Below are 24,204 nucleotides of genomic sequence, written 5' to 3'. Positions count from 1 at the left end.
CCTGTTTTCAGAAACCGTTCAGTCCGTTGAATGTCATACGCGGCGATGCCAGCTTCTGAATAATAACTTCCAAACCAGCTAAGGGAAGTCATCTTTTGGCATAAGCCAAACTATACTTACCATTTTACATCATAAGCACAGGTTAAACCAAGGTTTAGGGGAAAATCTGTAATTATTCCTCTTCACCAGCTGAATCCTGAAGCCCCTTTTCCATCGCTTTCCAGGAAAGAGTGGCACATTTGATACGGGCAGGGAATTTTGCAACTCCCTGGAGTGCTTCAATGTCACCCAGATCAAAATCCCCCTCATCAAAATCTTTACCCAGCATCATAGCAGAAAAGATTTCGGAAAGCTTTAGTGCGTCTTCAACTGACAGCCCTTTTACAGCCTGAGTCATCATAGAAGCAGAGGACAGACTAATGGAGCAGCCTTCTCCAACGAATTTAGCGTCGGAGATTTTTCCGTCTTCCACTTTCATTTGAAGCTCAATGCGGTCTCCGCATGTAGGGTTATTCATGTTAACCGTTAAAGAATCCCCTTCGAGCTGCCCGCGGTTTCTTGGGTTTTTATAATGGTCCATGATTACCTGCCGGTATAATGTGTCAAGCTGATTACCCAAAGACATTTCCAAAATACTCCTTTGTTTTTATTAGTGACTTTACAAACACATCCACTTCTTCTTCTGTGTTATAGAGGTAGAAGCTCGCACGGGCAGTAGCTGTTACATTCAGCCACTTCATAAGCGGCTGTGCGCAATGATGCCCTGCTCTTACTGCCACACCTTCTGCGTCTAACACAGTAGCAACGTCGTGGGGGTGCACATCATCACAATTAAAAGTAACGATCCCAGCTCGTTTTTCAGGTCCGTATACTTTAACTCCCTCAACTTCATCAATGCGGGAAATAGCATACTTCACGAGCTTTTCTTCGTGTGCGTCTATATTATCAAGACCAATCTCCGTCAGAAAGTCGATTGCGGCCCCCATGCCAATTGCTCCGGCAATTATTGGCGTTCCGCCTTCAAACTTCCACGGCAATTCTTTCCATGTGGATTCCTGCAGACCAACAAAGTCAATCATTTCTCCGCCAAACTCAACAGGCTCCATTTTTTCAAGATGCTTTTTCTTTCCGTACAGGGCGCCAATTCCTGTCGGGCCGCACATTTTATGCGCAGAAAAAGCGAAGAAGTCGCAATCAAGGTCTTTTACATCCACTTTCATATGAGGGGCACTCTGTGCCCCGTCAACAACCATTACAGCACCATTCTTATGGGCTATCTTTGTAATATCCTTGATTGGGTTCACAGCACCAAGGACGTTCGAGACCTGCATGACAGAAACAATTTTCGTTTTATCAGTAATTGTCTCCTCTGCGTCCTTCAGGCTTATAGAACCGTCATCCTGCAGCGGCATGTACTTGAGGGTTGCCCCCGTGTGCTTTGCAACCTGCTGCCATGGAATGATATTACTATGATGCTCCATCGGCGTGATAACAATCTCATCTTCCGGCCCAAGGTTAGCCCTTGCGTAGCTTGTCGCTACCAGGTTAAGGGCGGTGGTAGTTCCACGTGTAAATATGATTTCTTCCGTGCTGTGTGCGTTTATGAATTTTCGTATCTTTTCCCTTGCTCCTTCATACGCATCGGTAGCATGGGTTCCAAGAGTATGAACTCCCCGGTGCACATTGGAATTGTAGCGGCGGTAGTAATCCTCCACCGCTTCAATGACCTGCACCGGCTTTTGTGAAGTTGCTGCACTGTCTAAATATACAAGAGGGTGGCCATTTACTTCCTGATGGAGGATAGGAAACATTTGACGTACTTCTTGTACATTCATTAGTATACTTTCCTTTCAATAACCTCGATTAACCGTTCTTTTACGGATTCGATCGGCAGTTCGTTTACTACCGGAGCAAGGAATCCGTGGATAATTAATCGCTCAGCTTCACGGCGTGAAATTCCACGGCTCATAAGATAGAACATCTGGATAGGATCAATTTTCCCTACAGATGCAGCATGGCCTGCAGTTACATCATCTTCATCGATAAGCAGAATAGGGTTTGCATCCCCGCGGGCTTTTTCACTGAGCATAAGGACACGCTCTGTCTGCTCGCCATTTGCTTTTGTAGCACCATGTTCAATTTTGGATACACCGTTAAAAATAGATGTAGCCGCATCTTTCATAACACCATGCTTCAGAATCTGTCCGTCAGAATTTTTCCCGAAGTGAATGACGTTAGTTGTGAAGTTCTGTTTTTGCGTACCGCGGCCAATCGCCACTGTTTTAGTATCTGCATAAGACCCTTCACCAACAAGATACGTTGTATTTTCAGAAATAGTATCACCATCGTTCATCTGGCCCAGAGCCCAGTAAACTTTTGCGTCTCTTCCGGATACCTGCGCACGGCGGTTCACATATGTGATAACTTCTGAAGAGAAGGTATCAACTGCTCCAAAATTAACAGTTGCCCCATCGGCAGCATATACTTCTGCTACAATGTTTGCTGCTGAAGCGTACGCATCTCCGTCATTCATATAATTTTCAATATAAGTTACAGAACTGTTTACATCAGCCGCAATAAGCACATGGTTGAACAGCCCGAAATTGCCCTCCTGGACATAAAGCGCCTGAAGAGGCAGCTCTACTTCAACATTTTTTGGCACATAAACAAATACTCCACCGTTTAAAAGTGCCGCATGAAGTGCTGTAAGGCGGTGTTCATCTGCTGAAACAGCGTCCTGCATGAAATATTTCTGCACCAGGTCGCTGTGCTCTTTAACGGCAGTCTGAATATCTGTGTAAATAACACCTTTTTGTTTTAACTCTTCAGAAATTCTGCTGATGGAAGTTTCTCCATTTTTCTGAACGATCAGGTTTGGCGCATCTTCTTCACTTCCAATAAGCGCTTTTGCTGAATCTGAAAGTTCTGCTGTTTCTGCTGTATTCTGGAACGTTTCAAAGTTCGTGAAGTTCCAGTTCTTAATATTTGTTTTGTCAGGTTTAGGCAACTCTAACGTTTCTGCTTTCTCTAAAGACGAAAGACGCAAATCTGTAAGCCACTGAGGTTCGTTGCGGTCTTTAGAGAAGCTCGTCAAAATGTCCTGATCCACTGGAAATTTAGTTTCCGCTGTCATCGTTATTCCTCCTCGTCAACCGCAATTATTCCTGGCCTACTGTTTCGTCTTCAATTCCAAGTTCTTCTTTAATCCACTCGTAACCTTCTGCTTCAAGGCGCTCTGCCAGTTCAGGACCACCTGATTTAACGATGCGTCCCTGCATCATAACATGTACAAAATCAGGCTTAATGTAATTCAGAAGGCGCTGATAGTGGGTAATAATCAGGCAGCCGAAGTCTTCGCTGCGCATTTCATTAATACCTTGTGCAACTACTTTTAATGCATCGATATCAAGTCCTGAGTCGATTTCATCAAGAATTGCGATCTTTGGTTCAAGCATTAACAGCTGAAGAATTTCGTTGCGTTTTTTCTCACCGCCGGAGAAGCCTTCATTTAGATAACGGTGCTGGAAGGACTCATCCATCTCAAGAGTTCCCATCTTTTCGTCCATTTTACGGATAAATTTCATTAGAGAAATTTCGTCGCCTTCCTCACGGTGAGCATTTATAGCAGTACGAACAAAGTCTGCATTAGTAACACCTGCAACTTCACTCGGATATTGCATTGCAAGGAAAAGACCTGCGCGTGCACGCTCGTCAACTTCCATTTCAAAAAGATCTTCACCATTGAAGGTTGCATTACCTTTAGTTACTTCATATTTAGGGTGGCCCATTAATGCGGAAGCAAGAGTGGATTTACCTGTTCCGTTAGGACCCATAATAGCGTGGATTTCCCCGCCTTTCACTTCAATGCCAAAGCCTTTCAGAATTTCTTTATCTTCAATCGAAACATGAAGATCCTCAACCTTTAAGTTTGGTGCAGACATGACAATACCTCCATTTATTTTTTTGCATGTTTGATCACAAACGTGCTAAGATTGCTGTTGATGAACACTTTTTCAGCTTCCGTTCATTCTCAATCTATTCTCATTCTAATCTTATATCAAATGAAAAACGAGTTCAAGGGAAAAGCAAATATTCTTCAATATTAGAACAAATATTAAATGCTCATGTGCTCTCTCGCTTAATTTCTTCCATTTTTCACGTTTTTTCTATAAACCCATTCGTCTTTAATTGCTAATACTTTTTCGTTATATAAAGAAACACTCCAGGAGGCCATACAAAATTTATTGGAGCTTTTTCTCATTTAAATGTATTATACTTCTCCTAATTGAGAATGATTATTACTCTACACTTTAATATTCCCATGTTGAAACTCTCCATTCTGTATTTACAAAAATGGAGGTTACAGGGGGAAAACAAACCGGCTGGCAGACTCTGCGCCTGCCAGCCGGTTATACATATATTTCTTAAAGGTACTGCCCTCTTACATACATCGTTCTATGTGTGGATCTGTCTGCTGTACTGCGAGAGAATCTGCATCGATTTATGATGGTCTTTCTCCCGTTCTTTTTCAACCTCGATACGGTTTTCCAGTTTACGATTATACTCCTCATAACCTATACCATATGACTGGTACATTGCCTTTTCCATCTCGTTCGTATGTTTGGTTTGAATCTGATGGATAATGAATCACATTCCTTTCGGTTTTTTTTGGTCAAACTTTGGTGCTTGAAGAAAAACTTCCCTAATCGTTCGCACCTTAAACCAGACTTTGACCTCTTTTTCTTACAAACCAATCATACCATCTAAGATATTTTTACCCAAAGTGCACAGCGCTGCTTATACAGGAAGGAGGCAGTGTAAGATTTCCTCTCACCACCTCACCAAGAGAAGATGGAAATATACGCTTAATACCTCCAATATTCTCACAATTCCAAAAACTGGGTTACCTGGCTGTAATTACTGCTTAATGAAGATTCCCTCCAAATTCTTCGAGGCATTCTTCCACCAGAGTAACTCCCTGGCTCATCGCTGCCCCACCGCCAAATGCTCCTGTGACACCAACAGCTTCAAGGATTTCCTCCTGCGAACACCCCTGGTCGAGACAGCCTTTCATATGATAGATAATACAATACTCGTCCTGAGCATACAGACTGATTCCCAGCGCGATCAGCTGTTTCTCTTTTTGTGTCAGTTTCCCTTCCTCAAAGCAGGCTTCTGTAAAGGCATTGTATTTACTCGCAATCTCCGGCATCTGCCTCGTAAAAGTCCCTAAGCCTTCTTTATAATGATGTAATGCTTCTTCCACCGAAGACATTGGCCTAATTTCGTTATCCATATTTCTGCACTCCTTTAATTTGGCTTTTTATTTCCTGTTGTTTTTCTCACTTGGCTGCTTCTTTATTCTTTGCAGAGCTAACAATGAAAAGTAAGCATTTTTTATTATTACTTTAATCAGGAAAAATATCATGAGGTGCTGAGAAAAATGAAAATGATATTTGCTTTCCTAAGTGAATCGATTTCATCATTCAGGATTTCCAACTTGAATGCAAACACTATCTTAAAGATTTACTTTGTTGTTCGATTTACGCTTCAGCCGGACCTCTCTGCGGGCACGGAAATTCATTCAAGTAAATAAACAAACCCGGCTCTTTAAAAGAACCGGGTCTGACATACAATATTATTCAGCTGGTACTACTGCACCATCGTATTCTTCAACAATGAAATCTCTTACTTCTTCAGACAGAAGCACTTCTACAAGCTTAACGATTCGCGGATCTTCTTCATCGCCTGAATTTACAGCTATTACGTTAACATATGGGTTGTCCTGGTCGCCAGATTCAAGTGCAATTGCATCTTCTAATGGGTTCAGACCAGCGTCAAGCGCATAGTTAGAGTTGATTAGCACTGCATCACCCTCGCCATTTTCATAAGCTGTTGGGAGAAGAGCCGCTTCCACATTTGCCTGGAAATCAAAGTTATTAGGGTTCTCTTCAATATCATTAATTGAAGCGCCAATTCCTGCACCTTCTGCAAGAGTAATAAGGCCATTGTCTTCAAGCATCATTAAGATACGCCCGTGATCAGCAACAGAATCACTCATAATGATCTGTGCCCCTTCCGGAAGCTCGTCCAGACTGCTGTATTCCTGAGAATATATACCGATTGGCTCAATATGGATGCCACCAGCATTTACAAAATCATAGCCATTTTCTTCGATTTGCATTTCAAGGTAAGGAATGTGCTGGAAGTAGTTTGCATCCAGTTCACCAGCGTCAAGTGCTTCGTTCGGAAGAATATAATCGTTAAAAGTTACGATATCGAGTTCCACGCCTTCTTCTTCAAGAAGCGGCTGGGCAAATTCCAGAATCTCAGCGTGTGGAACGTTTGTAGCACCTACTACTAATTCACCCAGATCTTCTGCTGCTTCTTCATTGTTGCCTTCGTTATTATTTTCCTCAGCATCGTTGTTTACTTCCTCATTATTACCTGCATTGCCGTCGTTTCCAGCCTGGTTGTTATTATTGTTATCTCCTTCGCCGCAAGCTGCAAGCAGCCCAACTGATAAACCTGCTACACTTAGAGTTTTAAAAATTCTTTTCATTATAAAGTCCTCCTTATTTTTTAAAAAATTATTATCTTTTGTCTAATCTATTGGTCAAGCGATCACCGATAAACTGAAGGATAAAGACGATCACTAACACAATCAAAGTCGCCATGAGGGTGATATCTGTGTTTCTTCTCTGGAATCCGTCACGGTACGCCAGGTCCCCGAGACCTCCTGCTCCAATAACTCCCGCCATCGCAGTATAGCTGACAAGTGCGATAGCTGTAACAGTAAGTCCCGACACCAGGGCCGGCATAGATTCAGGAAGCAGTACTTTAAAAATAATCTGGCTGTTACTTGCTCCCATTGATTTGGAAGCTTCGATGACGCCTTTGTCAATTTCCCTTAAGGCGATCTCTACCATCCTTGCATAAAAGGGGGCAGCCCCAATAATTAAAGCAGGGAGTGCCGCTGAGGGTCCCAGCATCGTTCCCACCACAATCCTGGTAAACGGGATTAGCAATACAATTAAAATAATGAATGGGATCGAACGAAATACGTTCACATATGCCGCTGTAACCCCCTGGATAATTCTGTTTTCCCAGAGATTCCCACGGTCTGTCAAAAACAAAAGCAGCCCGAGGAGAAGTCCGAACAGGAAAGTGAACAGCAATGCCACTACAGACATATACAGTGTTTCCTGAGTTGCCTCCCACATGTTCTCCCAGTTTACATTCGGAAACAATAAAATGTTTCCCGCAATCAATTTACTCACCGTGGATCACCTCCACTTCCACTTGCTGTTCACGGATATAATCTTTAACACGGTTTATTTCGGAGGCTTCCCCGTCAACCCCGATAAATAATGAACCGTATGGCCCGTTCTGCGTCTGGCTGATCTTCCCCTGAAGGATATTCACAGTAACATCAAATGACCTGACAATATTATTTATTAAAGGCTTTTTGGCGTCACCGCCGACAAATGTCAGCTGGAGTATATGGCCTATCCCTTCTTCTCCAAAGAGATCCTTTAATGTTTCTTCCGTTTCCTCTGGTTCAGTCACCTGTTTAACAAATTCTTTTGTCATATCTTCTTTTGGCCGCTTAAACACATCGAGAACATTACCCTGTTCTACAACCCTGCCCTGTTCCATTACTGCTACCCGGTGGCAGATTTTCCTGATCACATGCATTTCGTGGGTTATAAGAACGATAGTTAAGCCAAGGTTTTTATTAATGTCTGTTAGCAGATCGAGAATCGAGTCAGTCGTTTTCGGGTCAAGAGCTGAAGTTGCCTCATCACAGAGAAGAACTTTCGGATTATTGGCAAGAGCTCTTGCAATACCCACCCTTTGTTTCTGTCCTCCACTAAGCTGAGAAGGGTAAGAGCCCCCTCTTCCTTCCAGTCCAACAAGCCTGATTAGCTCGTTTACCCGCTTGTCTCTTTCCTCTTTTGGTACCCCTTTAATTTCAAGAGGAAAGGCAATATTGTCTTTTACTGTTCTGGACCAGAGCAGATTGAAATGCTGGAATATCATTCCGATCTCCTGGCGAGCCTCTCTCAGCTCTCTTTTCGAAAGATCCTCCATCTTTTTACCAGCTATTGTTACAGAGCCCTCAGATGGAGACTCGAGCATATTCAGCAGCCTGATTAGCGTACTTTTACCTGCTCCGCTGTAACCGATAATACCGAATATCTCCCCTTCATCAATGGTCAAATCTATATTATCGACAGCTGTTACTTTGCCGTCTTTCGTATTAAAGACCTTAGAAAGCTTAGATAAGTTAATCATCCTTTGGGCCTCACTTTCTTTAAAAACTATATATCTTGTAATCTTATCTGTTTAGTCAATTTAGAGTGCGAAAGGATTATAGTGCAAGCTCTCCTATCTTAACAAACAGTATGGCTATATATAAAACAAAAAAACCTTTCGGCTCACGAAAATAAGCAGAAAGGTTAATAAATAAAGTCCCGTCTCTTATCTTCCAAAGCCTATGCTTTGCAGGAATTGGCACCTTCCAGGTTTCCCTGGTGGTTGCCGGGCTTCATCGGGCCAGTCCCTCCGCCTCTCTGGATAAGAAATATTAAATTAATGTTCAGTCAATTACTAAACAGCATCTTATCATGAAAAATTAAAGGTTGTCAAATAGTTTTATAAAATAATTATTTGCGTAAAATTATTACTGGGATTGCCATACGGAAGTTTGTGGTAACCTCCTACTTCGTTAAAAACCAGATTGATTCCAGAAGAAGCAGCTGTCTCAGCTTCCCTTCAGCCTTTAGCTCTCCTCTTCGTTTCATAGAGAGGAGAAAATCTTCTCCATTTATAAAACGTTTTATTGATGATGGGTTTCCTTCAATTACCAGCCAATCCCCTTTATCTTCTGCAGACTGCTTCCGTATTTCAAACTCCCCGTTATATAAATGAACAAACCAGCCGTCTTCTTCACATTTTATAAAAAAGGTGATATCTGCTTTTTTCACAAGACCGGCAATATGCTCCCCCTTTTTTATCCGTTCAGCAGAATCAATGAGAAGGTTTTCCATTTTCTTGTCCCCCGACCTTTATTAAAATGGCTATCTTCTAAAATTCCACATACCGAACGAAAAAACCTCTATTAACCTGCATTTTGCGGAAGTTTTTCCGTATTACTGTATAGAGGCTTTCTGAAGACGAAGAAAAAGTAAATTGTTCCGAGCAGATAGAGGGCACCGGTGATGGAAAACACGATTGCATACCCTGTATATGAACCATAAATCATAACGATAGTGGTGGATACAGGACCCATTACGGCCCAGCCAAGCATGAAAACTGCCTGCCCTACAGAATTTGCCAGGCCTTTGATCGAGTTATCCACACTCCGCATCATTAATGACATTTGAATCGGATTGCCTGCATTCATCAGCGCCTGTCTGAACAGAAAACCAAAAACTGCCCAGTACAGATTTTCCGTAAAGGCGGTAAGAAGCAAAAACGGTATGGACAGGAGCTGCAGTATAACAACTGCTTTCACTTCCCCTACCCTTGCAACTACAGCAGGGCCTATCATAAGAGCAACAGCAGTCATCGCCTGCCCGGAAGAAATAATTAAACCTACAAGGGAGTGTGAGATCTCAAAGCGATCCACAAAGTATAAATTCAGATATGGAATAACAAGTCCGGAGCCAAACCCTATTAATATCTGAGCTCCGGCAAACAGGAGGATAATTTTGATTCCCGCCCTGTTTGACTGAAATAACTTTTTAAGGGACCTGTCCTGAACCTTTTTATCCTCCAGTTTACGCTCTTCCTGTATTTTAGAGACAGGAATTAAAGCACTGAAGAAAAACGCAGTTCCTGCAAGCAGCGTGATCCGGATACTCCAAAGCTGATCAAGGCCAATAACATAATGGAAAAAATCACTTACAACCCCGCCAAAAATATTGCCAATAACATTAGCAATCATAATGACCGCAAAATTAAAGCTGAATAAATGCACACGCTGTTTTTCCGTTGAATTTTCTGCCAGCAGCGGTATGGAAGAAACCTGGATAAAAGCCATAAACATTCCCGTCATGAACGCGAGCCCAAGGAGGGAAACTTCCCCTGCCAGGACAGCTCTGAAAAACAGGCTGACGGCGGTAAATACGGCGCCGTACAGGATTACTTTCTTTCTTCCCACCCTGTCGCTCAAAATCCCGGCAGGCAAAAGAAGCAGTGCTGTGGCTATAGACTGCATCGCTATAACAGAACCATTCATCTGGTCATCGAACCCAAGTTCACGGACATAATAATTGTAAATGATCATAAAGATACCCATTCCGGAATGGGCAAGGATGGAACTAATCAGAAATAAGCGGACATTTCTGTTATAGCCTTTAAACTGGCGAGGCCATTCGCTGAGTATTTTCCCCATCTCTTTTCTCCTCCCGCCATTAGGAAGGCGGACCTGTTCTATTTTATTTATGTATTTTATTAAAAATAAAAAATATTTCGACTCACTAAATTATAATATAGACGATAAAGAGTGAGATGGGAAGCCTAATTTTGGAAAATAACAAAAAATCGTATGGAGGAATCTCTCCATACGATTTTCCCGCTTCAGCACCAGCCCATATCACAGCCTTCCACATAAGCCTGCGGCTGGTCCGGATTCTTCGCGGCGGCAGCATCTGTTTTCTTTTTATAAATTTTATCTTTGTCAAACTCAAAACCTTCCGCCATTTCAAACAAGTGCTGCTGATCTCCCCCAGGCATGTGGCCTATTTTCTGGCCACCAAGGTAGAGGCCAGTCGCCCCGTCTTTCTCATTCTGCCGGGTTACCTGCTGGGTGATTTCCTCCCTCGACTTGGCCCGGTTTCTTCTGATATCATCCACAATATGCCTTGTAACAGTTTGTCCATTTTCTGCAGATGTGTTGAAATACTGTTCATTATCCGCCATGCTGACTACTCCCCTTCCTTTTTAAGGTTAGCTTGATCCGTTGAGGAAGATTATATGTCAGGCATTGGAGTGTAAGTTTAACCAGTGATGGCAGTATGAAGCAGTTTATATAGCCCGGTCCTTTGGGTGGAGAGGAGTTTTGATCTGATATACAGAACGAAAGATGGAGAGAAGGAAGTATCCAAAGTGAAGAGATTTGTCCCAATGAGTGAAAGATAAGGTGTCCTTTATGCCCTGAGTGAAGGGCCTAGTATGAATGAGGGAGTACATGACCTTCTTGCCCCCCATGAGTAACGCGCGGTGTCAGCCTCTCAAGTAACGCAAGGCCTTCTTGAACCCCATGAGTAACGCGATGTCAGCCTCTCAAGTAACGCAAGGCCTTCTTGCACCCCTTGAGTAATGCGATGGCAGCCACTCAAGTAACGCAAAGCCTTCTTGCATCCCTTGAGTAACGCGGTGTCAGCCTCTCAAGTAACGCAAGGCCTTCTTGCATCCCTTGAGTAACGCGATGTCAGCCTCTCAAGTAACGCAAGGCCTTCTTGCACCCCATGAGTAACGCGCGGTGTCAGCCTCTCAAGTAACGCAAGGCCTTCTTGCACCCCATGAGTAACGCGATGTCAGCCTCTCAAGTAACGCAAGGCCTTCTTGCACCCCATGAGTAACGCGATGTCAGCCTCTCAAGTAACGCAAGACCTTCTTGCACCCCTTGAGTAACAGGATGTCAGCCTCTCAAGTAACGCAAGGCCTTCTTGCATCCCTTGAGTAACGCGATGTCAGCCTCTCAAGTAACGCAAGGCCTTCTTGCGATCACTTTCTCCGCGGGTATTCTAAACTTAAACTGTCGAGGCAGCCTTAGTACAGGCCAAGTAAAAAAGCAAGAGGCCTGATATGCCCCTTGCTTCCTGCTTGCTAATTAGTCTTCACTAATCATTTCTTCGTACTGCTCAGCTGTCATTAAGTTATCAACTTCTGAAGAATCGGAAGGTTCAACAACGATCATCCATGCTTTTTCATATGGAGATTCGTTAACAAACTCCGGAGAGTCTTCAAGCTCTTCATTGATTTCAACTACCTTGCCGCTGACAGGGGCATATAGCTCAGAAACAGTTTTAACAGACTCTACACTGCCAAATGGCTCGTCTGCTTCAATATCGTCTCCTACTTCAGGAAGCTCTACGAAAACAATGTCTCCCAGCTCTGCCTGTGCAAAGTCAGTAATACCAATACGTACTTTTCCATCTTCTGTTTTTACCCATTCGTGTTCTTCTGAATACTTAAGTTCCTTTGGTAAATTACTCATCCATAAAACCCTCCGCTTCATATCATTAGAATGAATACGGACTGTGGATACTTATTCCATATAAACTATGTATTTCACAGTCCAGCAAATATACCCTCAACTTTAAATATAGTATATTAACACTCCTATAAGCAACCATTCCGCAGCTTATTTCCAGGTTTCTGAAAACGTTTCCTCTTTGAACCCTACTGTTGCCTTAGTTCCATTGCTGACTAAAGGCCGTTTTATTAACATGGCATCAGAAGCCAGTAAGTCCAGAAGTTCCTCTTCTGTGGAATCCTTCATTTTATCTTTCATGCCAAGTTCCCGGTAACGCTTTCCGCTTGTGTTGAATAATTTCTTCAATTCAAGCCCGCTATTTTCATATATATCCTGGATTTCTTCCCTTGAGGGAGGGTCATTTACAATATGAGTAGCCTCATACGATAATCCTTGTTCGTCCATCCACTTTTTCGCTTTCCTGCAAGTATCACAATTAGGGTAGTGATAAAATGTTAAACTCATGTGAAAACCTCCTTAAATCCTTTAACTTTCTTTCTATATTATTACATTTGATTTATGGAAGGGGCAATAATTCTGCCCCTTATTGATTTTTACCTTCAGTATCCTCCGGAGAAAGCTGTTCATACGTTTCCTGAATAGAGGTTTCCAGTTCTGTATCCCCACGACGTGACTCCTGTGTGAACTTTTCAGTGGATTCTATCCTCTCTTCATGGAAAAATTCCTTACCTGTTTTTTTATCCATTGTATCCCTCCTCATAATGCTAGGTTATTTAGTATGCACAAATGTGAGGAAAGCAACCAGATTTAACGTACATTCATCTTTTACCCGCGGGTGAATGAGCTGAAACGAGCACGGGAGCGGAAAGCAGCTCCAGTTCGTTACTTCAGCTGGGGCACTGACTTTCTCGAGGGATGAGTCGCCTTCTTTCTGGAATTCAATGCGGGCTTTATTTACACTCAACGCTTGAATCACACTCTTTCTGGAATTCAGTGCATGCTTTCTCCATGCTCAAAGGATAACAGCACCTCTTCCCCCCTTCAGCCTGCCCCAAACTCCCGCTCAAGAGACGCAGATACCTCTTGCTGCTCAATTCCTCCACAACGGCAAAAGAGCCCCAAACAGGGGCTCTTTTGCGTCATACAGAGAGGAGAATGCCCTTTCTTTTTAGAAAGGAGAATTATTTTATTGGGGCAGGGGAGTGCCCCAAATTGGCTAACAAATTTACATTAGTTTTCCGGGAAATCCGGCGAAAAAATCAGATTACGTACTTTTCAGCTTCAACAATTCGCGCTGCGATTTCACGCTTTTTAGCAACTACGTCTACTGGGTTGTGACGAGTCAGCTTCTTAAGAATAGAAAGCATTGTGCGTGCAGTATCTCCGTCTTCAAGAGCAACGAGAGACTCTTTCGCGATAGCTTCGATATGGTTGAACGCTTCCTGAGTGAATACCTGAGTCATAAAAAGCTTCTGCTCTGCTTTCTCCAGACCATCTTTGTTGATTGCTTTTTCTGTACGAAGGATTACAGACTCAATGCTGAAGATTTCGGAAACGATGTCCGCTACATTCGCAAGCATTTCCTGTTCTTTCGCAAGCTTCTCGCCGTATTTCTGAACAGCAGTACCAGCAACCATCATGAAGATTTTCTTAGCGTTATCAAGAAGATATTTTTCCTGCTCAAGCGGCTCATCGCCTACTTCCTGAGGCATCATCATCATAAGCTCTTCCTGAATGTTTCCAGCTTTCTCAAGAAGCGGCAGTTCGCCCTTCATTGCTTTTCTTACAAGCGTTCCAGGTACGAGCATACGGTTGATTTCGTTAGTTCCTTCAAAAATACGGTTGATTCTTGAGTTACGGTACATGGATTCTACTTCGTATTCTGCCATGAAGCCGTAACCACCGTGGATTTGTACTGCTTCGTCTACTACGAAATCGAGTACTTCAGATCCGAATACTTTGTTCAGGGAGCACTCAATTGCGTACTCACCGATAGCTTTACCAACTGCAGCTCCGTCTTTTTGTTCTTCGTCAGAAAGGTTTTCAAATGCAGCGTCAATCAATCCGCCTGTACGGTAGATAGAGCTTTCTGCTGCATAAGTTTTCACAGCCATTTCTGCAAGCTTTTTGCGAATAAGTGTGAATTTAGAGATTGGTAGTTTAAACTGCTTACGCTCGTTAGCATATTTAGCAGATACTTCAATAGCACGCTTAGCTCCGCCTACACAGCCTACTCCAAGCTTGTAACGTCCAATGTTAAGGATGTTAAACGCGATAACGTGGCCTTTACCGATTTCTCCAAGCACATTTTCCTTCGGTACAAGAGCATCCTGAAGGATTAATGTACGAGTAGAAGAACCTTTAATACCCATTTTCTTCTCTTCCGGACCAGTGGAAACACCTTCAAAGTCTTTTTCTACGATAAACGCAGTGAAATGTTCACCGTCAACTTTTGCGTATACAACAAAGACATCTGCGAAGCCAGCGTTCGTAATCCACTGTTTTTCACCGTTAAGTACATAGTGAGTTCCAGCGTCATTTAATTTCGCCACTGTTTTTGCACTTAAAGCGTCAGAACCTGAGCTTGGCTCTGTTAGAGCATATGCAGCAAGCTTTTCGCCTGTCGCTAATGCAGGAAGGTACTTATGCTTTTGCTCTTCGTTACCGAAGAACACGATAGGCAGAGAACCGATTCCAACGTGAGCTCCGTGTGAAAGGGAGAAAGAACCTGCAAGCGCGAATTTTTCGGTGATTAAAGAAGAGCTGATTTTATCAAGTCCGATTCCGCCGTACTCTTCCTGAACGTCGGCTCCTAAAAGACCAAGTTCTCCTGCTTCTTTCAGTAAGCGGACAGAAATGTCGAATTGGTGCTCTTCAATTTTTTCTACCTCAGGTACTACCTGCTCAACAACGAAATCTTCCGTTGTTTTCGCAATCATCTTATGTTCATCTGTAAAGTCTTCCGGTGTAAAAACCTGCTCAGGAGTCAGCTCTTCCAGTAAGAAGCCGCCGCCTTTAATTGTTTTGCTTGAAGTTGTCATGCTCGTTCCTCCTTGAATGGTATTTAATATTAAACTTAAATTTCAGGCCTGGCGGGCTAAGTTACGCGAACACCCGCCTGGCAACTCTTGTAATCTATCAGATCAGTTCAAAGACTCCAGCTGCGCCCATTCCGCCGCCGATACACATTGTTACGACACCGAACTGTTCGCCGCGACGCTTCATTTCATGAATAAGGCTGAGTGTCAGCTTTGTTCCTGAACAGCCAAGCGGATGCCCCAGAGCGATTGCTCCGCCGTTAACATTAACTTTGTCATAATCAAGCTTCAGTTCCCGGTGAATCTGGATTGCCTGAGAAGCGAATGCTTCGTTTAATTCAAATAATCCAATGTCGGAAAGTTCAAGTCCTGCCAGCTTAACCGCTTTAGGAATAGCTTCTACAGGACCTACCCCCATAATTTCAGGCGCAACACCAGCTACAGCGAAGGATCGGAATTTTACTAACGGAGTCAATCCGTCTGCTTCAGCTGTTTCTCTGTCCATTACTAAAACAGAGGCAGCACCATCACTCATTTGTGAAGCGTTTCCTGCTGTTACAGTTCCTTTTACATGGAAAGCTGGACGAAGTTTTGCAAGAGTTTCCACTGTAGTTCCGTGGCGTACTCCTTCATCTGTATCAAACAGGATTTCTTTTTCGACAAGCTTATGTTTCTCGTCGAAAGAGCGCATAGTTACTGGAACAGGAACGATTTCATCTTTAAACTTTCCTTCTTCAATTGCTTTTGCAGCTCTTCTGTGGCTTTCAGCTGCAAAAGTGTCCTGATCTTCACGGCTGATTTCAAAACGTCTTGCCACTTCTTCTGCAGTATGGCCCATTCCCATGTAGTACTCAGGAGCTTCCGCTACGAGTGTTGGGTTCGGCGCCACCACATGTCCAGTCATTGGAACCAGACTCATAGATTCCGCTCCGCCAGCGATAATTGCCTGGGAGTTTCCGAGCATAATTCTTTCTGATGCATATGCGATACTTTGCAGCCCGGATGAGCAGTACCTGTTAATAGTGATCGCAGGAGTTGAATTTGGCATTCCCGCCAGTGCGGAAATATTTCTGGCCATATTCAGCCCTTGTTCTGCTTCCGGAATGGCACAGCCGATAATGACGTCTTCTACACGGCTTGGATCAAAATTGTTTGCTCGTTTTAATGTTTCTTTTATTGTTAAAGCCCCTAAATCATCTGGCCTTACTTTCGCTAATGTACCTCTTTTTGCTTTTCCTACAGGTGTTCGCGCACCTGCTACTATGACGGCTTCTCTCAAAAGATTCCCCTCCTTCAGACTTTCTTAGTTACGTAACGGCTTGCCTTTTGTCAGCATGTGTGACATTCTCTGCTGAGTCTTTGGTTCACCTAAAAGACTCAGGAAGGCTTCACGCTCGATGTCCAGTAAATATTGTTCATCTACTTCAGTTCCTTTTGGCACTCGTCCGCCCGCAATTGTGAAGGCGAGTTTATCAGCGATTTTCATATCATGCTCTGAAATGTAGCCGCTTAGCTCCATTTGCTTAGCGCCCAGTACCATTGCTGCATAACCAGTTTCACCTACTACCGGAATCTTTTTACGTTTCGGAGCCTGGTAACCTGCGTTTGCAAGGTGAAGTGCTTTTTGTTTCGCATCATGAAGCAGGTGGTCTCCGTTGATGCTTATTCCATCCTGCGGGCGGATAAATCCGTGCTGTTCCGCTTCTTGCGCGCTGGTACTTACTTTAGCCATCGCTATTGTTTCAAACACCTGGTTCGCAACAGCCTGCAGGTCAATCTGAGCTCCTTCAGGAAGCCTTTCGATCTGACGGAGGTAAAGCTCTTTGTTTCCACCGCCTCCAGGGATTAATCCTACTCCTACTTCCACAAGACCCATGTAAGTTTCCATAGATGCCTGGATACTTGCTGATGGTAAGCAAATCTCTGTTCCACCGCCAAGTGACATTCCGAACGGTGCGGTAACTACTGGTTTAGAGGAGTAACGGATTTTTGCCATTGCATTCTGGAACTGGCGGACAACAAGGTCCAGTTCAGGCCAGTTGAAGTCCTGTGCTTCCATAAGAATCATCATCAGGTTTGCACCTACACAGAAGTTCTTGCCCTGGTTGTTAATGACAAGCCCGCGATAGTTCTTATCCACTTCATCAATGGATTTACTGATCATCTGCAGCACATCTAGACCGATAGAGTTGTTTGGTGACGTGAATTCCAGCAGTGCGATATCGTCTCCAATGTCTATGAGAGAAGCTCCTGCATTTTTAGTAATTACGCCACTTTCCTCTTTTACCTGTTTGATGTTGATTACTTTTTCATTTATTTCAGCTGTAGCGTACTCTCCATTGTGGTAGTAGCCGTCATAGCCTTTATAAAAGCTTGTAAATCCTTTAACAAGCATTTCTTTAATCCATGCCGGAACTGTTTCTCCTTCTTCTTCCATACGCTGAACTGACTTCTCAAGACCGATGGCATCCCATGTTTCAAATGGGCCAAGCTCCCAGCCGAATCCCCACTTCATAGCAAGGTCGACGTCACGGATGTTTTCCGCCACCTCCGCGTATTTCTCAGCGGAGTAGAGAAGAACCGGTTTAAGTATATTCCAGACAAGCTCGCCTGCACGGTCATCAGCGTATACAAGCGCTTTCAATTTATCCTGCTTTGATTTCGCCTGTTTGCTTTGCTGTACAGAAGGAGCTTTCAGCTTTTTACGCGGTACATACTCCATTGTTTCGAAGTCCAGCTCAAGGATCTCACTTCCTTTTTCGCCTTTCTTCTTATAATAGAAGCCTTGTCCTGACTTGCTTCCAAGCCAGCCTTTTTCAGCCATTTCCTTCATGAAGGCAGGAGGATCGAAAACTTCTTTTTCTTCCCCTTCCACCTGGTCGTATACATTTTTAGCAACGTGAAGGAAAGTATCAAGTCCCACGACATCCAGTGTTCTGAAAGTTGCACTTTTCGGCCTTCCGATTGCAGGTCCTGTTACTGAGTCAACCTCACCAACGGAGAAACCGCGGTTAAGCATTTCCCTTACTGTAACGAGTAAGCCGTAAGTACCAATCCGGTTAGCTATAAAGTTTGGCGTGTCCTTCGCTTCAACAACACCCTTTCCTAACACATCTTCACCGAATTTAACCATGTAATCGAAAACTTCTTTAGAAGTATCTTTCGTGGGAATTACTTCAAGAAGCTTTAAGTATCTAGGCGGATTGAAAAAGTGAGTTCCCAGGAAATGTCTGCGGAAATCTTCAGAACGGCCTTCTGCCATCGCTTCGATGGAAATACCAGAAGTATTGGAACTGATTATCGTTCCTTCTTTCCTGTACTCATCAACCTGAGCAAAAACTTTCTGCTTGATTTCAAGATTTTCTACCACTACTTCAATAACCCAGTCCACCTCTGAAAGACGCTTCATATCATCTTCCATGTTTCCAGCTTCAATGAGGTCAATATTTTCTTTTTTCGCCAATGGCGCCGGTTTCTGTTTTTTCAGCTTCTGAATCGACTCTGTCGCAAGCCGGTTTCTCACCGCTTTATCTTCCAGAGTCAATCCCTTCTTCTCTTCTGCTGAGGTCAATTCTCTTGGCACAATGTCAAGTAAGAGTGTTGGAATACCGATATTGGCTAAATGAGCTGCGATACCTGAACCCATTACACCTGAACCCAATACTGCTACTTTTTTGATCTTCCCAGTCATGAAGTACCTCCTTCTCCCGCTTTGAATGAATACTCATTCATTTTTTGAGCAAAAAATTTTGCACCCAATGTGCAGCAAAATTTTACACGAAATGTTTACAACTATTACTATATAATTTTTTTCGGTCAGACGCAATAGTGATGACTGAAAATTTTCTTAATTCTATTCATTTTACGTTTATCATAGTGTTTTTGTGCAAAAAAACTGCTCTTTTTGTGGAAGTATAGTTCTCCGCCTCTGAAGTAAACTAACGGAGTGAATGGCTCATTATTTAAAAATATCGGAGGTGGATGGAAAAAATGGATCAGCAGACAACGGGAATGAACCAGCAGCCTGGCATGCAGCCTCAGCAGCAAAACATCATGCCTGAGCCGCCGGAAGTGATTACAAGCAAAGATCATTTATACATCAGTGATATGCTCTCCTGGAACTTACTTGCAATGAAAAAAGCGCACGCTTTCGCTGCCCAATGCCAGGATCAGCAGATTTCACAGGCACTTGATGAAGCAGGAAGAATGCATCATATGCATTATCAAATGCTGCTCGCTCATTTTGATAAACAAAATCAATCTCAGAACAGCAGTCAATTACAATAAAGAAAGGAGGATTCCTAAATATGAATAACGGACAAGGCCAGGGGCAAAATCAAGGCCAGCAGCAAAGCAAAATCAAAAACCCTAAGACTCAGATTCCGGAAACGCCTCAAATGACAGACAGGGATTATATTAACGACATGCTTGCAACGGAAAAATACATGACGTCGTCTTATTCCACTGCGCTGAACGAAGCAAGCCATGAAGCATTATACATGGACCTTGAACAGGTTTTCGTGGAATCCCAGCGCTGCCAGCGTGACTTGTTTAATTTAATGTTTGAAAAAGGCTGGTACAGCTTCGAAGCTGCACAGCCGCAAACCCTTCAGCAGTCCTACCAGCGATTCACAGGTTACGAAAACCAGATGCCCTACAGCAACGGGCAGAATAATCAGACTCAATAAAAGAAGAACGGAGGCAGATTTATATCTGTCTCTTTTTTTGATGTTTGGAAATTGGGGGCATTTTGTTCGTTGGTCTTCTCGGTTTCAGGATTTATCATTTTGGGTTTCCCCCCTGTTTCGAGGAAAAAATCATTTCGACGATTGACCCCCCATTTCGCTGATTGAAAGCGTAATTTTGTGGATAGCCGTCTAATATTCCTAATTCCATTCAGCGCTCTGTAATTGAACAATTATTACTGGATGGAAAAATCACTTTTTTCTGCAATGAACCACAGTATTTCGTGGTAATGCAGGTGTAATTTTTCTATTTCCGTACAGACTAGGAGTATGAATATCACTGTCCTTTTTTTCATCATTTTAATTGCCGCCTGGCTGCTGGAATGGTTTGTGTTTACTGAATCCCACGAAAAGAAAAAGGAGGTATGGAGTAAAGCCGTCTTACTGAAAGGTTTGCTTTCCTTTATGTTTCTGTGTGCTGTATCGGCGGGATTCCTGATCAGCACCTTTTTCGAAAGTTCTTCTGTATTATGCAAAAATATCGGCTTGTTTTTTATCGGCAGCGGCTTGCTGCTGCGTTACTGGACTTACCGTTTTACAAAGCCTTATTTCACAAGAACAATTATTCCGTCTGAAGACCAGCCTCTGTACAGCAGCGGCCCATACAGATTTACCAGACACCCTTTTCATACAGGTTTTTTCCTGATTGCTGCAGGAACATGCCTGTTTATAAGCGGCCACTGGCTCTCGCTGCTGTTTACCTTTATTTTTGTAGGAAGCGCTCTTCACTACAGAATGAGTCTGGAAGAGGCATTTTTCCAGAAAAAATATGGTGACATTTATGTTTACTGGTGCCGCCACCGATTCCGCCTTGTTCCTTTTCTATACTAATCTTATTATTAACCTCTGGTTCTTACGGAGAAAAAACCAGCCGGGCTCATTATAAATTGAGCCCGGCTGGTGTACTGTCAAAACATTTTTTCTCACCTTATATTTTTCATTAAGGAGGCTGCTTTCTTATTTGACTCCTCAACTTTCGCGCGCCTTTTTATTTCCGCCATAAATTCCTCGTCTTTTTCAGGAGAAACAAGTATTTTTTCAAACTTCCGATGCAGTAAAACTCCTTCTGACAGTGAACTGGAGAAAACATAAAGGGCCCCGTAGTCGTCTACTCCGATAGCTTGATCAGCGATCCATAAAAATTTTCCCTGTGACTGGACAGACCCAGGTTTTCCAATTGGCTCAGGGAGCTTTTCCGCATAAAAAATACTCTTATACGGGACCGACATTTTTATTTTACCGGATAAAATAATATGCAATTCCTTCTCGTTCAAATGATACTGCAGATTCTCCAGCTTTTCTTTTTTGCTGAGAAAAGGTATAGGCGGCTTGTTAGTTGCGTAAAGAGTTGCGGCAGCCAAAAGGGGATAAAAGAACGGATACATGAAGTTCCCGAATACTGAAGCTCCTGCTACAACTATAGTGTATATGAGTACGCCCAGTGAAAAAAGAATCAAGGAATAAAATAAAATCACCGTAACATGGAAGGACGTTTTGTTTTTCCCCTCCAAACGGTCGCTTTTACGTGGATAAAATACTAAGCCTCCATCCTTTTTCGGCATCCTGCCCCTCCTTTTAAATTCATTTATTATTCCGGTATCTCTCTCCTTAATTATTCCAGATTTTCTCCCAGGTGTCTAATTTACAGAATATTATAATTCCCGGTTGCTAATTGTGTTTCGTTCGAATATAATCGAACTATAAAAATAATCATTCGATTGGAGTCGAACAATATGCAAGTAATTTCTAAATTTACACCACAAATGGAATTCCTCGTAAGTCTTTATGTTTTCTCAACAAAGAGTCTCTGGAAGAAAGTCGACCTTGGAACAAAGTGGCGAAACGCAACAGCAAAGTCTTTTGATGATGAATTCCTGAAAAGTTTACAAAATGAGGAGATTCTTACTACTATAAGCTGTGTTCATAGCGCGGTATTACAAGGAGAAACAGGGGAATCCATTGAGGATCTGTTATCCTGGATTTCAGAAACAGAAGATCTTCCTCCTTCCCTCCCAACGATAAATCAGCTTCCGGCTGAACCACCTGTGCCCATTATGGAGACAGGTCCAATTCTTGAACAATGGCACAGGAAATACTTCTCTGTTTTGGATCCGCGAATCTTTCAGGAGTTAAATACTCAGCATCTTAAAACAGAAGAAGCACTGAGTCAATTAAACGAAGTGGAAGTGATAGAAAAAACCACGAGAGGTTTTTATCTGGAAAATCAGCCAGATGAACAAAAGGTATTTCTTCTGCCCCAGTATCACTCCCGCCCCGTTGTTCTGTACAGCTATGGAGAAAATCAGCTCTTTTACCAGTATGCCGCGGATGGAATAACAGGGCCTGGCCAGTCCATTCCTCCTGAGTCGATGCGGGCACAGCAGGCATTATCGGATGAAAACAGAATAAAAATATTAAAATTCCTCGCAGAGGGCCAGCCGGAAACCTTTAAAAAGATCCATGAATACAGCGGCCTTGCAAAGAGTACTGTCCATCATCATCTGATCTCCCTTCGTGCAGCCGGGCTCGTCCGTATCCATATCTCACCTGGCAGACCAGAAAGCTTCAGCTACAGGGAAGAAGGCTTAACGGAAATGGAAAGGAAAATAAAAAAATATATTACATCATAGGAACTAAACGGCACCCTTAGATTAGGAAGTCTTTTAATAAGAAAAATTTCTTAATAAAACGGAGGAACGAAATGAAAGAGTTTATTTTCAAACGCTCGTTTTTGTTTTTATGGCTTGCCCAGGGAGCTTCTGGTCTGGGAGGAACATTCGCTGCTTTTATCATTTCCTGGCTTGTTTACGATTTATCGGGCTCGAAGATAGCTATGAGTATGATATGGGTGTCCTTTATGGTGCCAAGCCTGCTGACTAACCTTCTCGCCGGCCCTTATATCGACAGGTTCCAGTACAAAACTGTAATGATCATTTCTGAATGGCTGAGAGCTGTGGCGTTTTTCATTCCGGCTGTTTTGCTGTTTACTGATCAGCTTCAGCTGCCTGTACTGTTTATCGCTGCAATGGTTACAGGGCTTGCTGAACCCCTCTTCCGGCCAGCCAGTATGTCTTATGTTGCGTTTATTTTACCGAAAGAACATCTGCAGCGGGGCAATTCCATTCTCGAAGGTACAATGCAGACAATGATGCTCATAGGGCCTGCTCTGGGCGGGCTGCTGTTAACCATGCTAGGTCCGCTGGCGGTTATCTCTATTCTTGTAACTGCGGTTACCTTATCTGGAATTCTTCTGTTATTCGTGCAAAAAATGGAGCGGAACCAACCTTCAGTGAAGCCATCATGGTTGGCTATGTTTAAAGAAGGCATCGGATTTTTCAGGCTGTATCCTGTCCTTTTCTGGATCGGAATTCTGATGATGATTATAAATTTCAGTACTGGTGCAGCCCAGCCAATGTTTCTTCCATTTGTTATTGAACACCTCAGAGGCACCGAATTTCAATATGGATTGTTTATGTCCTTGTTCTCTCTCGGTATGGTGTTCGGCTCTTTTATAACCGGGTTTTTCAGGCAGCCAAAGAACCTCCGTTTCGTTATGCTCGGCAGCCTGACTATGGGTGGCGTATTGTTTATCCTTCTCGGCTTAACTACAAATGTGTGGCTGGCTTTGTTTTTTTCCATGTGCCAGGGTGTCTTCGCCATTGTTTTTACAATTAATAACACAACCTTTTACCAAAAGCGGGTGCCTGAAAATATCAGAGGGCGTGTCTTTACAGTGAGGACTCTCCTGGCCCAGTCAGGGATTCCGCTAGGTGCGGGGCTCGGCGGTGTTTTTGCTGAGATATACAGCTTTACCTTGTTATTCACTGGGCTCGGGACCGTCATCGTAATTGCTACTTTGATTGCATGGAATTCGCGAATATTTTACCAGCTTAACGTCCCGATCGGGGACCGTGCTGTCGTGGGGGACCCAGGGGCTGGTAAAAAAGCTGTGACATAAAGTGAACCTTCAATCAGTGGGGGTTTTATTCATCCCCCACTGGTTGTTAGTTGAACCAATCGGGATGTTAGCGTCCGTTATCTCCCGCATGAACATCTTCGCTTCCACTCATGTTTTGAGGCGGGAGTTTTACGGACGGTTACATCGGGATTAATGTTGGGATGAGGCGGGGGTGGTCGTGGGAAGTCGTGTGGTTGGGATGGGGTGAGTTGGTTGGCGTGGCTCCAAAAAGCT

General features: G+C 43.3%; 24 protein-coding genes and 1 riboswitch. Of the genes, 5 read left to right on the top strand and 19 right to left on the bottom strand.

The window, feature by feature from the left end; genetic code table 11:
• Positions 1–172: 172 nt before the first annotated feature.
• The 18 genes from sufU to BK582_RS09280 all read right to left on the bottom strand — a co-directional run bounded on the left by sufU (position 173) and on the right by BK582_RS09280 (position 18,958).
• Positions 173–625, bottom strand: a complete 453-nt coding sequence (gene sufU / locus BK582_RS09360) for a Fe-S cluster assembly sulfur transfer protein SufU (protein ID WP_078594561.1) — start codon at positions 623–625, stop codon at positions 173–175.
• A complete protein-coding gene (locus BK582_RS09355) occupies positions 612–1,835 on the bottom strand; it encodes a cysteine desulfurase (RefSeq protein ID WP_078594559.1) in 1,224 nt (407 codons plus the stop codon). Before BK582_RS09355 ends, sufU begins: the two co-directional genes overlap by 14 nt.
• Positions 1,835–3,133 (bottom strand): Fe-S cluster assembly protein SufD, encoded by a 1,299-nt coding sequence (gene sufD / locus BK582_RS09350; RefSeq protein ID WP_078594557.1) that lies wholly within the window; start codon positions 3,131–3,133, stop codon positions 1,835–1,837. Before sufD ends, BK582_RS09355 begins: the two co-directional genes overlap by 1 nt.
• Before the next feature lie 25 nt (positions 3,134–3,158).
• Complete coding sequence (gene sufC / locus BK582_RS09345) at positions 3,159–3,941, bottom strand: Fe-S cluster assembly ATPase SufC (RefSeq protein WP_078594555.1); 783 nt, start codon at positions 3,939–3,941, stop codon at positions 3,159–3,161.
• 514 nt (positions 3,942–4,455) lie between these two features.
• Positions 4,456–4,608: a YuzK family famiily protein gene (locus tag BK582_RS26915; RefSeq protein WP_169910931.1), complete on the bottom strand. Its 153-nt coding sequence runs from the start codon at positions 4,606–4,608 to the stop codon at positions 4,456–4,458.
• 316 nt (positions 4,609–4,924) lie between these two features.
• A complete protein-coding gene (locus BK582_RS09340; protein WP_078594552.1) occupies positions 4,925–5,296 on the bottom strand; it encodes a carboxymuconolactone decarboxylase family protein in 372 nt (123 codons plus the stop codon).
• Between the two features lie 342 nt (positions 5,297–5,638).
• A complete protein-coding gene (locus BK582_RS09335) occupies positions 5,639–6,562 on the bottom strand; it encodes a MetQ/NlpA family ABC transporter substrate-binding protein (protein ID WP_078594550.1) in 924 nt (307 codons plus the stop codon).
• A gap of 31 nt (positions 6,563–6,593) precedes the next feature.
• Positions 6,594–7,223 carry a methionine ABC transporter permease gene (locus tag BK582_RS09330; protein WP_078597938.1) on the bottom strand — a complete coding sequence of 210 codons (630 nt, stop codon included), beginning with the start codon at positions 7,221–7,223 and terminating at the stop codon, positions 6,594–6,596.
• A gap of 49 nt (positions 7,224–7,272) precedes the next feature.
• Positions 7,273–8,298, bottom strand: coding sequence for a methionine ABC transporter ATP-binding protein (locus BK582_RS09325; RefSeq protein WP_078594548.1), 1,026 nt, complete (start codon positions 8,296–8,298; stop codon positions 7,273–7,275).
• A gap of 183 nt (positions 8,299–8,481) precedes the next feature.
• Positions 8,482–8,587, bottom strand: a riboswitch (SAM riboswitch).
• Between the two features lie 136 nt (positions 8,588–8,723).
• Positions 8,724–9,053, bottom strand: coding sequence for a hypothetical protein (locus BK582_RS09320; RefSeq protein WP_078594546.1), 330 nt, complete (start codon positions 9,051–9,053; stop codon positions 8,724–8,726).
• A 71-nt stretch (positions 9,054–9,124) separates the two neighbouring features.
• The gene (locus tag BK582_RS09315; RefSeq protein ID WP_078594545.1) at positions 9,125–10,402 is read right to left on the bottom strand and encodes an MFS transporter; all 1,278 of its coding nucleotides are present in this window, start codon (positions 10,400–10,402) and stop codon (positions 9,125–9,127) included.
• Between the two features lie 185 nt (positions 10,403–10,587).
• A complete protein-coding gene (locus BK582_RS09310; RefSeq protein ID WP_078594544.1) occupies positions 10,588–10,929 on the bottom strand; it encodes a DUF2553 family protein in 342 nt (113 codons plus the stop codon).
• A gap of 913 nt (positions 10,930–11,842) precedes the next feature.
• Positions 11,843–12,229 (bottom strand): glycine cleavage system protein GcvH, encoded by a 387-nt coding sequence (gene gcvH, locus BK582_RS09305; protein ID WP_078594543.1) that lies wholly within the window; start codon positions 12,227–12,229, stop codon positions 11,843–11,845.
• 147 nt (positions 12,230–12,376) lie between these two features.
• A complete protein-coding gene (locus BK582_RS09300) occupies positions 12,377–12,733 on the bottom strand; it encodes an arsenate reductase family protein (RefSeq protein ID WP_078594542.1) in 357 nt (118 codons plus the stop codon).
• Between the two features lie 79 nt (positions 12,734–12,812).
• Positions 12,813–12,974 (bottom strand): hypothetical protein, encoded by a 162-nt coding sequence (locus tag BK582_RS26910; RefSeq protein ID WP_169910929.1) that lies wholly within the window; start codon positions 12,972–12,974, stop codon positions 12,813–12,815.
• 514 nt (positions 12,975–13,488) lie between these two features.
• The gene (locus BK582_RS09290) at positions 13,489–15,270 is read right to left on the bottom strand and encodes an acyl-CoA dehydrogenase family protein (protein WP_078594540.1); all 1,782 of its coding nucleotides are present in this window, start codon (positions 15,268–15,270) and stop codon (positions 13,489–13,491) included.
• 97 nt (positions 15,271–15,367) lie between these two features.
• On the bottom strand, positions 15,368–16,546 hold the full coding sequence (locus BK582_RS09285; protein ID WP_078594539.1) for an acetyl-CoA C-acetyltransferase: 1,179 nt from the start codon (positions 16,544–16,546) through the stop codon (positions 15,368–15,370).
• A 24-nt stretch (positions 16,547–16,570) separates the two neighbouring features.
• The gene (locus tag BK582_RS09280) at positions 16,571–18,958 is read right to left on the bottom strand and encodes a 3-hydroxyacyl-CoA dehydrogenase/enoyl-CoA hydratase family protein (RefSeq protein ID WP_078594538.1); all 2,388 of its coding nucleotides are present in this window, start codon (positions 18,956–18,958) and stop codon (positions 16,571–16,573) included.
• A 320-nt stretch (positions 18,959–19,278) separates the two neighbouring features.
• Here BK582_RS09280 and BK582_RS09275 point away from each other — a divergent pair, with 320 nt between their 5' ends.
• The 3 genes from BK582_RS09275 (at position 19,279) to BK582_RS09265 (ending at position 20,843) form a co-directional block, all read left to right on the top strand.
• A complete protein-coding gene (locus tag BK582_RS09275; RefSeq protein WP_078597936.1) occupies positions 19,279–19,554 on the top strand; it encodes a hypothetical protein in 276 nt (91 codons plus the stop codon).
• Between the two features lie 20 nt (positions 19,555–19,574).
• Positions 19,575–19,955 carry a spore coat protein gene (locus BK582_RS09270; RefSeq protein ID WP_078594537.1) on the top strand — a complete coding sequence of 127 codons (381 nt, stop codon included), beginning with the start codon at positions 19,575–19,577 and terminating at the stop codon, positions 19,953–19,955.
• A 327-nt stretch (positions 19,956–20,282) separates the two neighbouring features.
• Entirely contained in the window at positions 20,283–20,843 is a 561-nt protein-coding gene (locus BK582_RS09265) for a methyltransferase family protein (RefSeq protein ID WP_078594536.1), read from the top strand.
• A gap of 92 nt (positions 20,844–20,935) precedes the next feature.
• Here BK582_RS09265 and BK582_RS09260 read toward each other — a convergent pair whose 3' ends face one another.
• On the bottom strand, positions 20,936–21,574 hold the full coding sequence (locus BK582_RS09260) for a PH domain-containing protein (RefSeq protein ID WP_078594535.1): 639 nt from the start codon (positions 21,572–21,574) through the stop codon (positions 20,936–20,938).
• 171 nt (positions 21,575–21,745) lie between these two features.
• On the opposite strand from BK582_RS09260, the gene BK582_RS09255 reads away from it, so the two are divergent.
• Both BK582_RS09255 and BK582_RS09250 read left to right on the top strand, forming a co-directional pair.
• The gene (locus tag BK582_RS09255; RefSeq protein ID WP_078594534.1) at positions 21,746–22,642 is read left to right on the top strand and encodes an ArsR/SmtB family transcription factor; all 897 of its coding nucleotides are present in this window, start codon (positions 21,746–21,748) and stop codon (positions 22,640–22,642) included.
• A gap of 71 nt (positions 22,643–22,713) precedes the next feature.
• A complete protein-coding gene (locus BK582_RS09250; protein ID WP_078594532.1) occupies positions 22,714–23,970 on the top strand; it encodes an MFS transporter in 1,257 nt (418 codons plus the stop codon).
• The last annotated feature ends 234 nt before the right edge of the window (positions 23,971–24,204 follow it).

The organism is Evansella clarkii (assembly GCF_002019695.1).
Taxonomy (GTDB): Bacteria; Bacillota; Bacilli; order Bacillales; family Salisediminibacteriaceae; genus Evansella; species Evansella clarkii.
This window is presented reverse-complemented; position numbering and strand designations above follow the sequence as displayed.

What these genes read in the sequence shown, in the direction of transcription:
- BK582_RS09260 (WP_078594535.1), bottom strand. Translation starts at nt 21,574, where the DNA reads ATGCCGAAAAAGGATGGAGGCTTAGTATTTTATCCACGTAAAAGCGAC.
- BK582_RS09270 (WP_078594537.1), top strand. Translation starts at nt 19,575, where the DNA reads ATGAATAACGGACAAGGCCAGGGGCAAAATCAAGGCCAGCAGCAAAGC.
- sufD (WP_078594557.1), bottom strand. Translation starts at nt 3,133, where the DNA reads ATGACAGCGGAAACTAAATTTCCAGTGGATCAGGACATTTTGACGAGC.
- BK582_RS09310 (WP_078594544.1), bottom strand. Translation starts at nt 10,929, where the DNA reads ATGGCGGATAATGAACAGTATTTCAACACATCTGCAGAAAATGGACAA.
- BK582_RS09330 (WP_078597938.1), bottom strand. Translation starts at nt 7,223, where the DNA reads ATGTGGGAGGCAACTCAGGAAACACTGTATATGTCTGTAGTGGCATTG.
- BK582_RS09265 (WP_078594536.1), top strand. Translation starts at nt 20,283, where the DNA reads ATGAATATCACTGTCCTTTTTTTCATCATTTTAATTGCCGCCTGGCTG.
- BK582_RS09275 (WP_078597936.1), top strand. Translation starts at nt 19,279, where the DNA reads ATGAACCAGCAGCCTGGCATGCAGCCTCAGCAGCAAAACATCATGCCT.
- BK582_RS09355 (WP_078594559.1), bottom strand. Translation starts at nt 1,835, where the DNA reads ATGAATGTACAAGAAGTACGTCAAATGTTTCCTATCCTCCATCAGGAA.
- BK582_RS09340 (WP_078594552.1), bottom strand. Translation starts at nt 5,296, where the DNA reads ATGGATAACGAAATTAGGCCAATGTCTTCGGTGGAAGAAGCATTACAT.
- sufC (WP_078594555.1), bottom strand. Translation starts at nt 3,941, where the DNA reads ATGTCTGCACCAAACTTAAAGGTTGAGGATCTTCATGTTTCGATTGAA.
- gcvH (WP_078594543.1), bottom strand. Translation starts at nt 12,229, where the DNA reads ATGAGTAATTTACCAAAGGAACTTAAGTATTCAGAAGAACACGAATGG.
- BK582_RS09280 (WP_078594538.1), bottom strand. Translation starts at nt 18,958, where the DNA reads ATGACTGGGAAGATCAAAAAAGTAGCAGTATTGGGTTCAGGTGTAATG.
- BK582_RS09335 (WP_078594550.1), bottom strand. Translation starts at nt 6,562, where the DNA reads ATGAAAAGAATTTTTAAAACTCTAAGTGTAGCAGGTTTATCAGTTGGG.
- BK582_RS09290 (WP_078594540.1), bottom strand. Translation starts at nt 15,270, where the DNA reads ATGACAACTTCAAGCAAAACAATTAAAGGCGGCGGCTTCTTACTGGAA.
- BK582_RS26910 (WP_169910929.1), bottom strand. Translation starts at nt 12,974, where the DNA reads ATGGATAAAAAAACAGGTAAGGAATTTTTCCATGAAGAGAGGATAGAA.
- sufU (WP_078594561.1), bottom strand. Translation starts at nt 625, where the DNA reads ATGTCTTTGGGTAATCAGCTTGACACATTATACCGGCAGGTAATCATG.
- BK582_RS09255 (WP_078594534.1), top strand. Translation starts at nt 21,746, where the DNA reads ATGCAAGTAATTTCTAAATTTACACCACAAATGGAATTCCTCGTAAGT.
- BK582_RS09320 (WP_078594546.1), bottom strand. Translation starts at nt 9,053, where the DNA reads ATGGAAAACCTTCTCATTGATTCTGCTGAACGGATAAAAAAGGGGGAG.
- BK582_RS26915 (WP_169910931.1), bottom strand. Translation starts at nt 4,608, where the DNA reads ATGGAAAAGGCAATGTACCAGTCATATGGTATAGGTTATGAGGAGTAT.
- BK582_RS09315 (WP_078594545.1), bottom strand. Translation starts at nt 10,402, where the DNA reads ATGGGGAAAATACTCAGCGAATGGCCTCGCCAGTTTAAAGGCTATAAC.
- BK582_RS09300 (WP_078594542.1), bottom strand. Translation starts at nt 12,733, where the DNA reads ATGAGTTTAACATTTTATCACTACCCTAATTGTGATACTTGCAGGAAA.
- BK582_RS09325 (WP_078594548.1), bottom strand. Translation starts at nt 8,298, where the DNA reads ATGATTAACTTATCTAAGCTTTCTAAGGTCTTTAATACGAAAGACGGC.
- BK582_RS09250 (WP_078594532.1), top strand. Translation starts at nt 22,714, where the DNA reads ATGAAAGAGTTTATTTTCAAACGCTCGTTTTTGTTTTTATGGCTTGCC.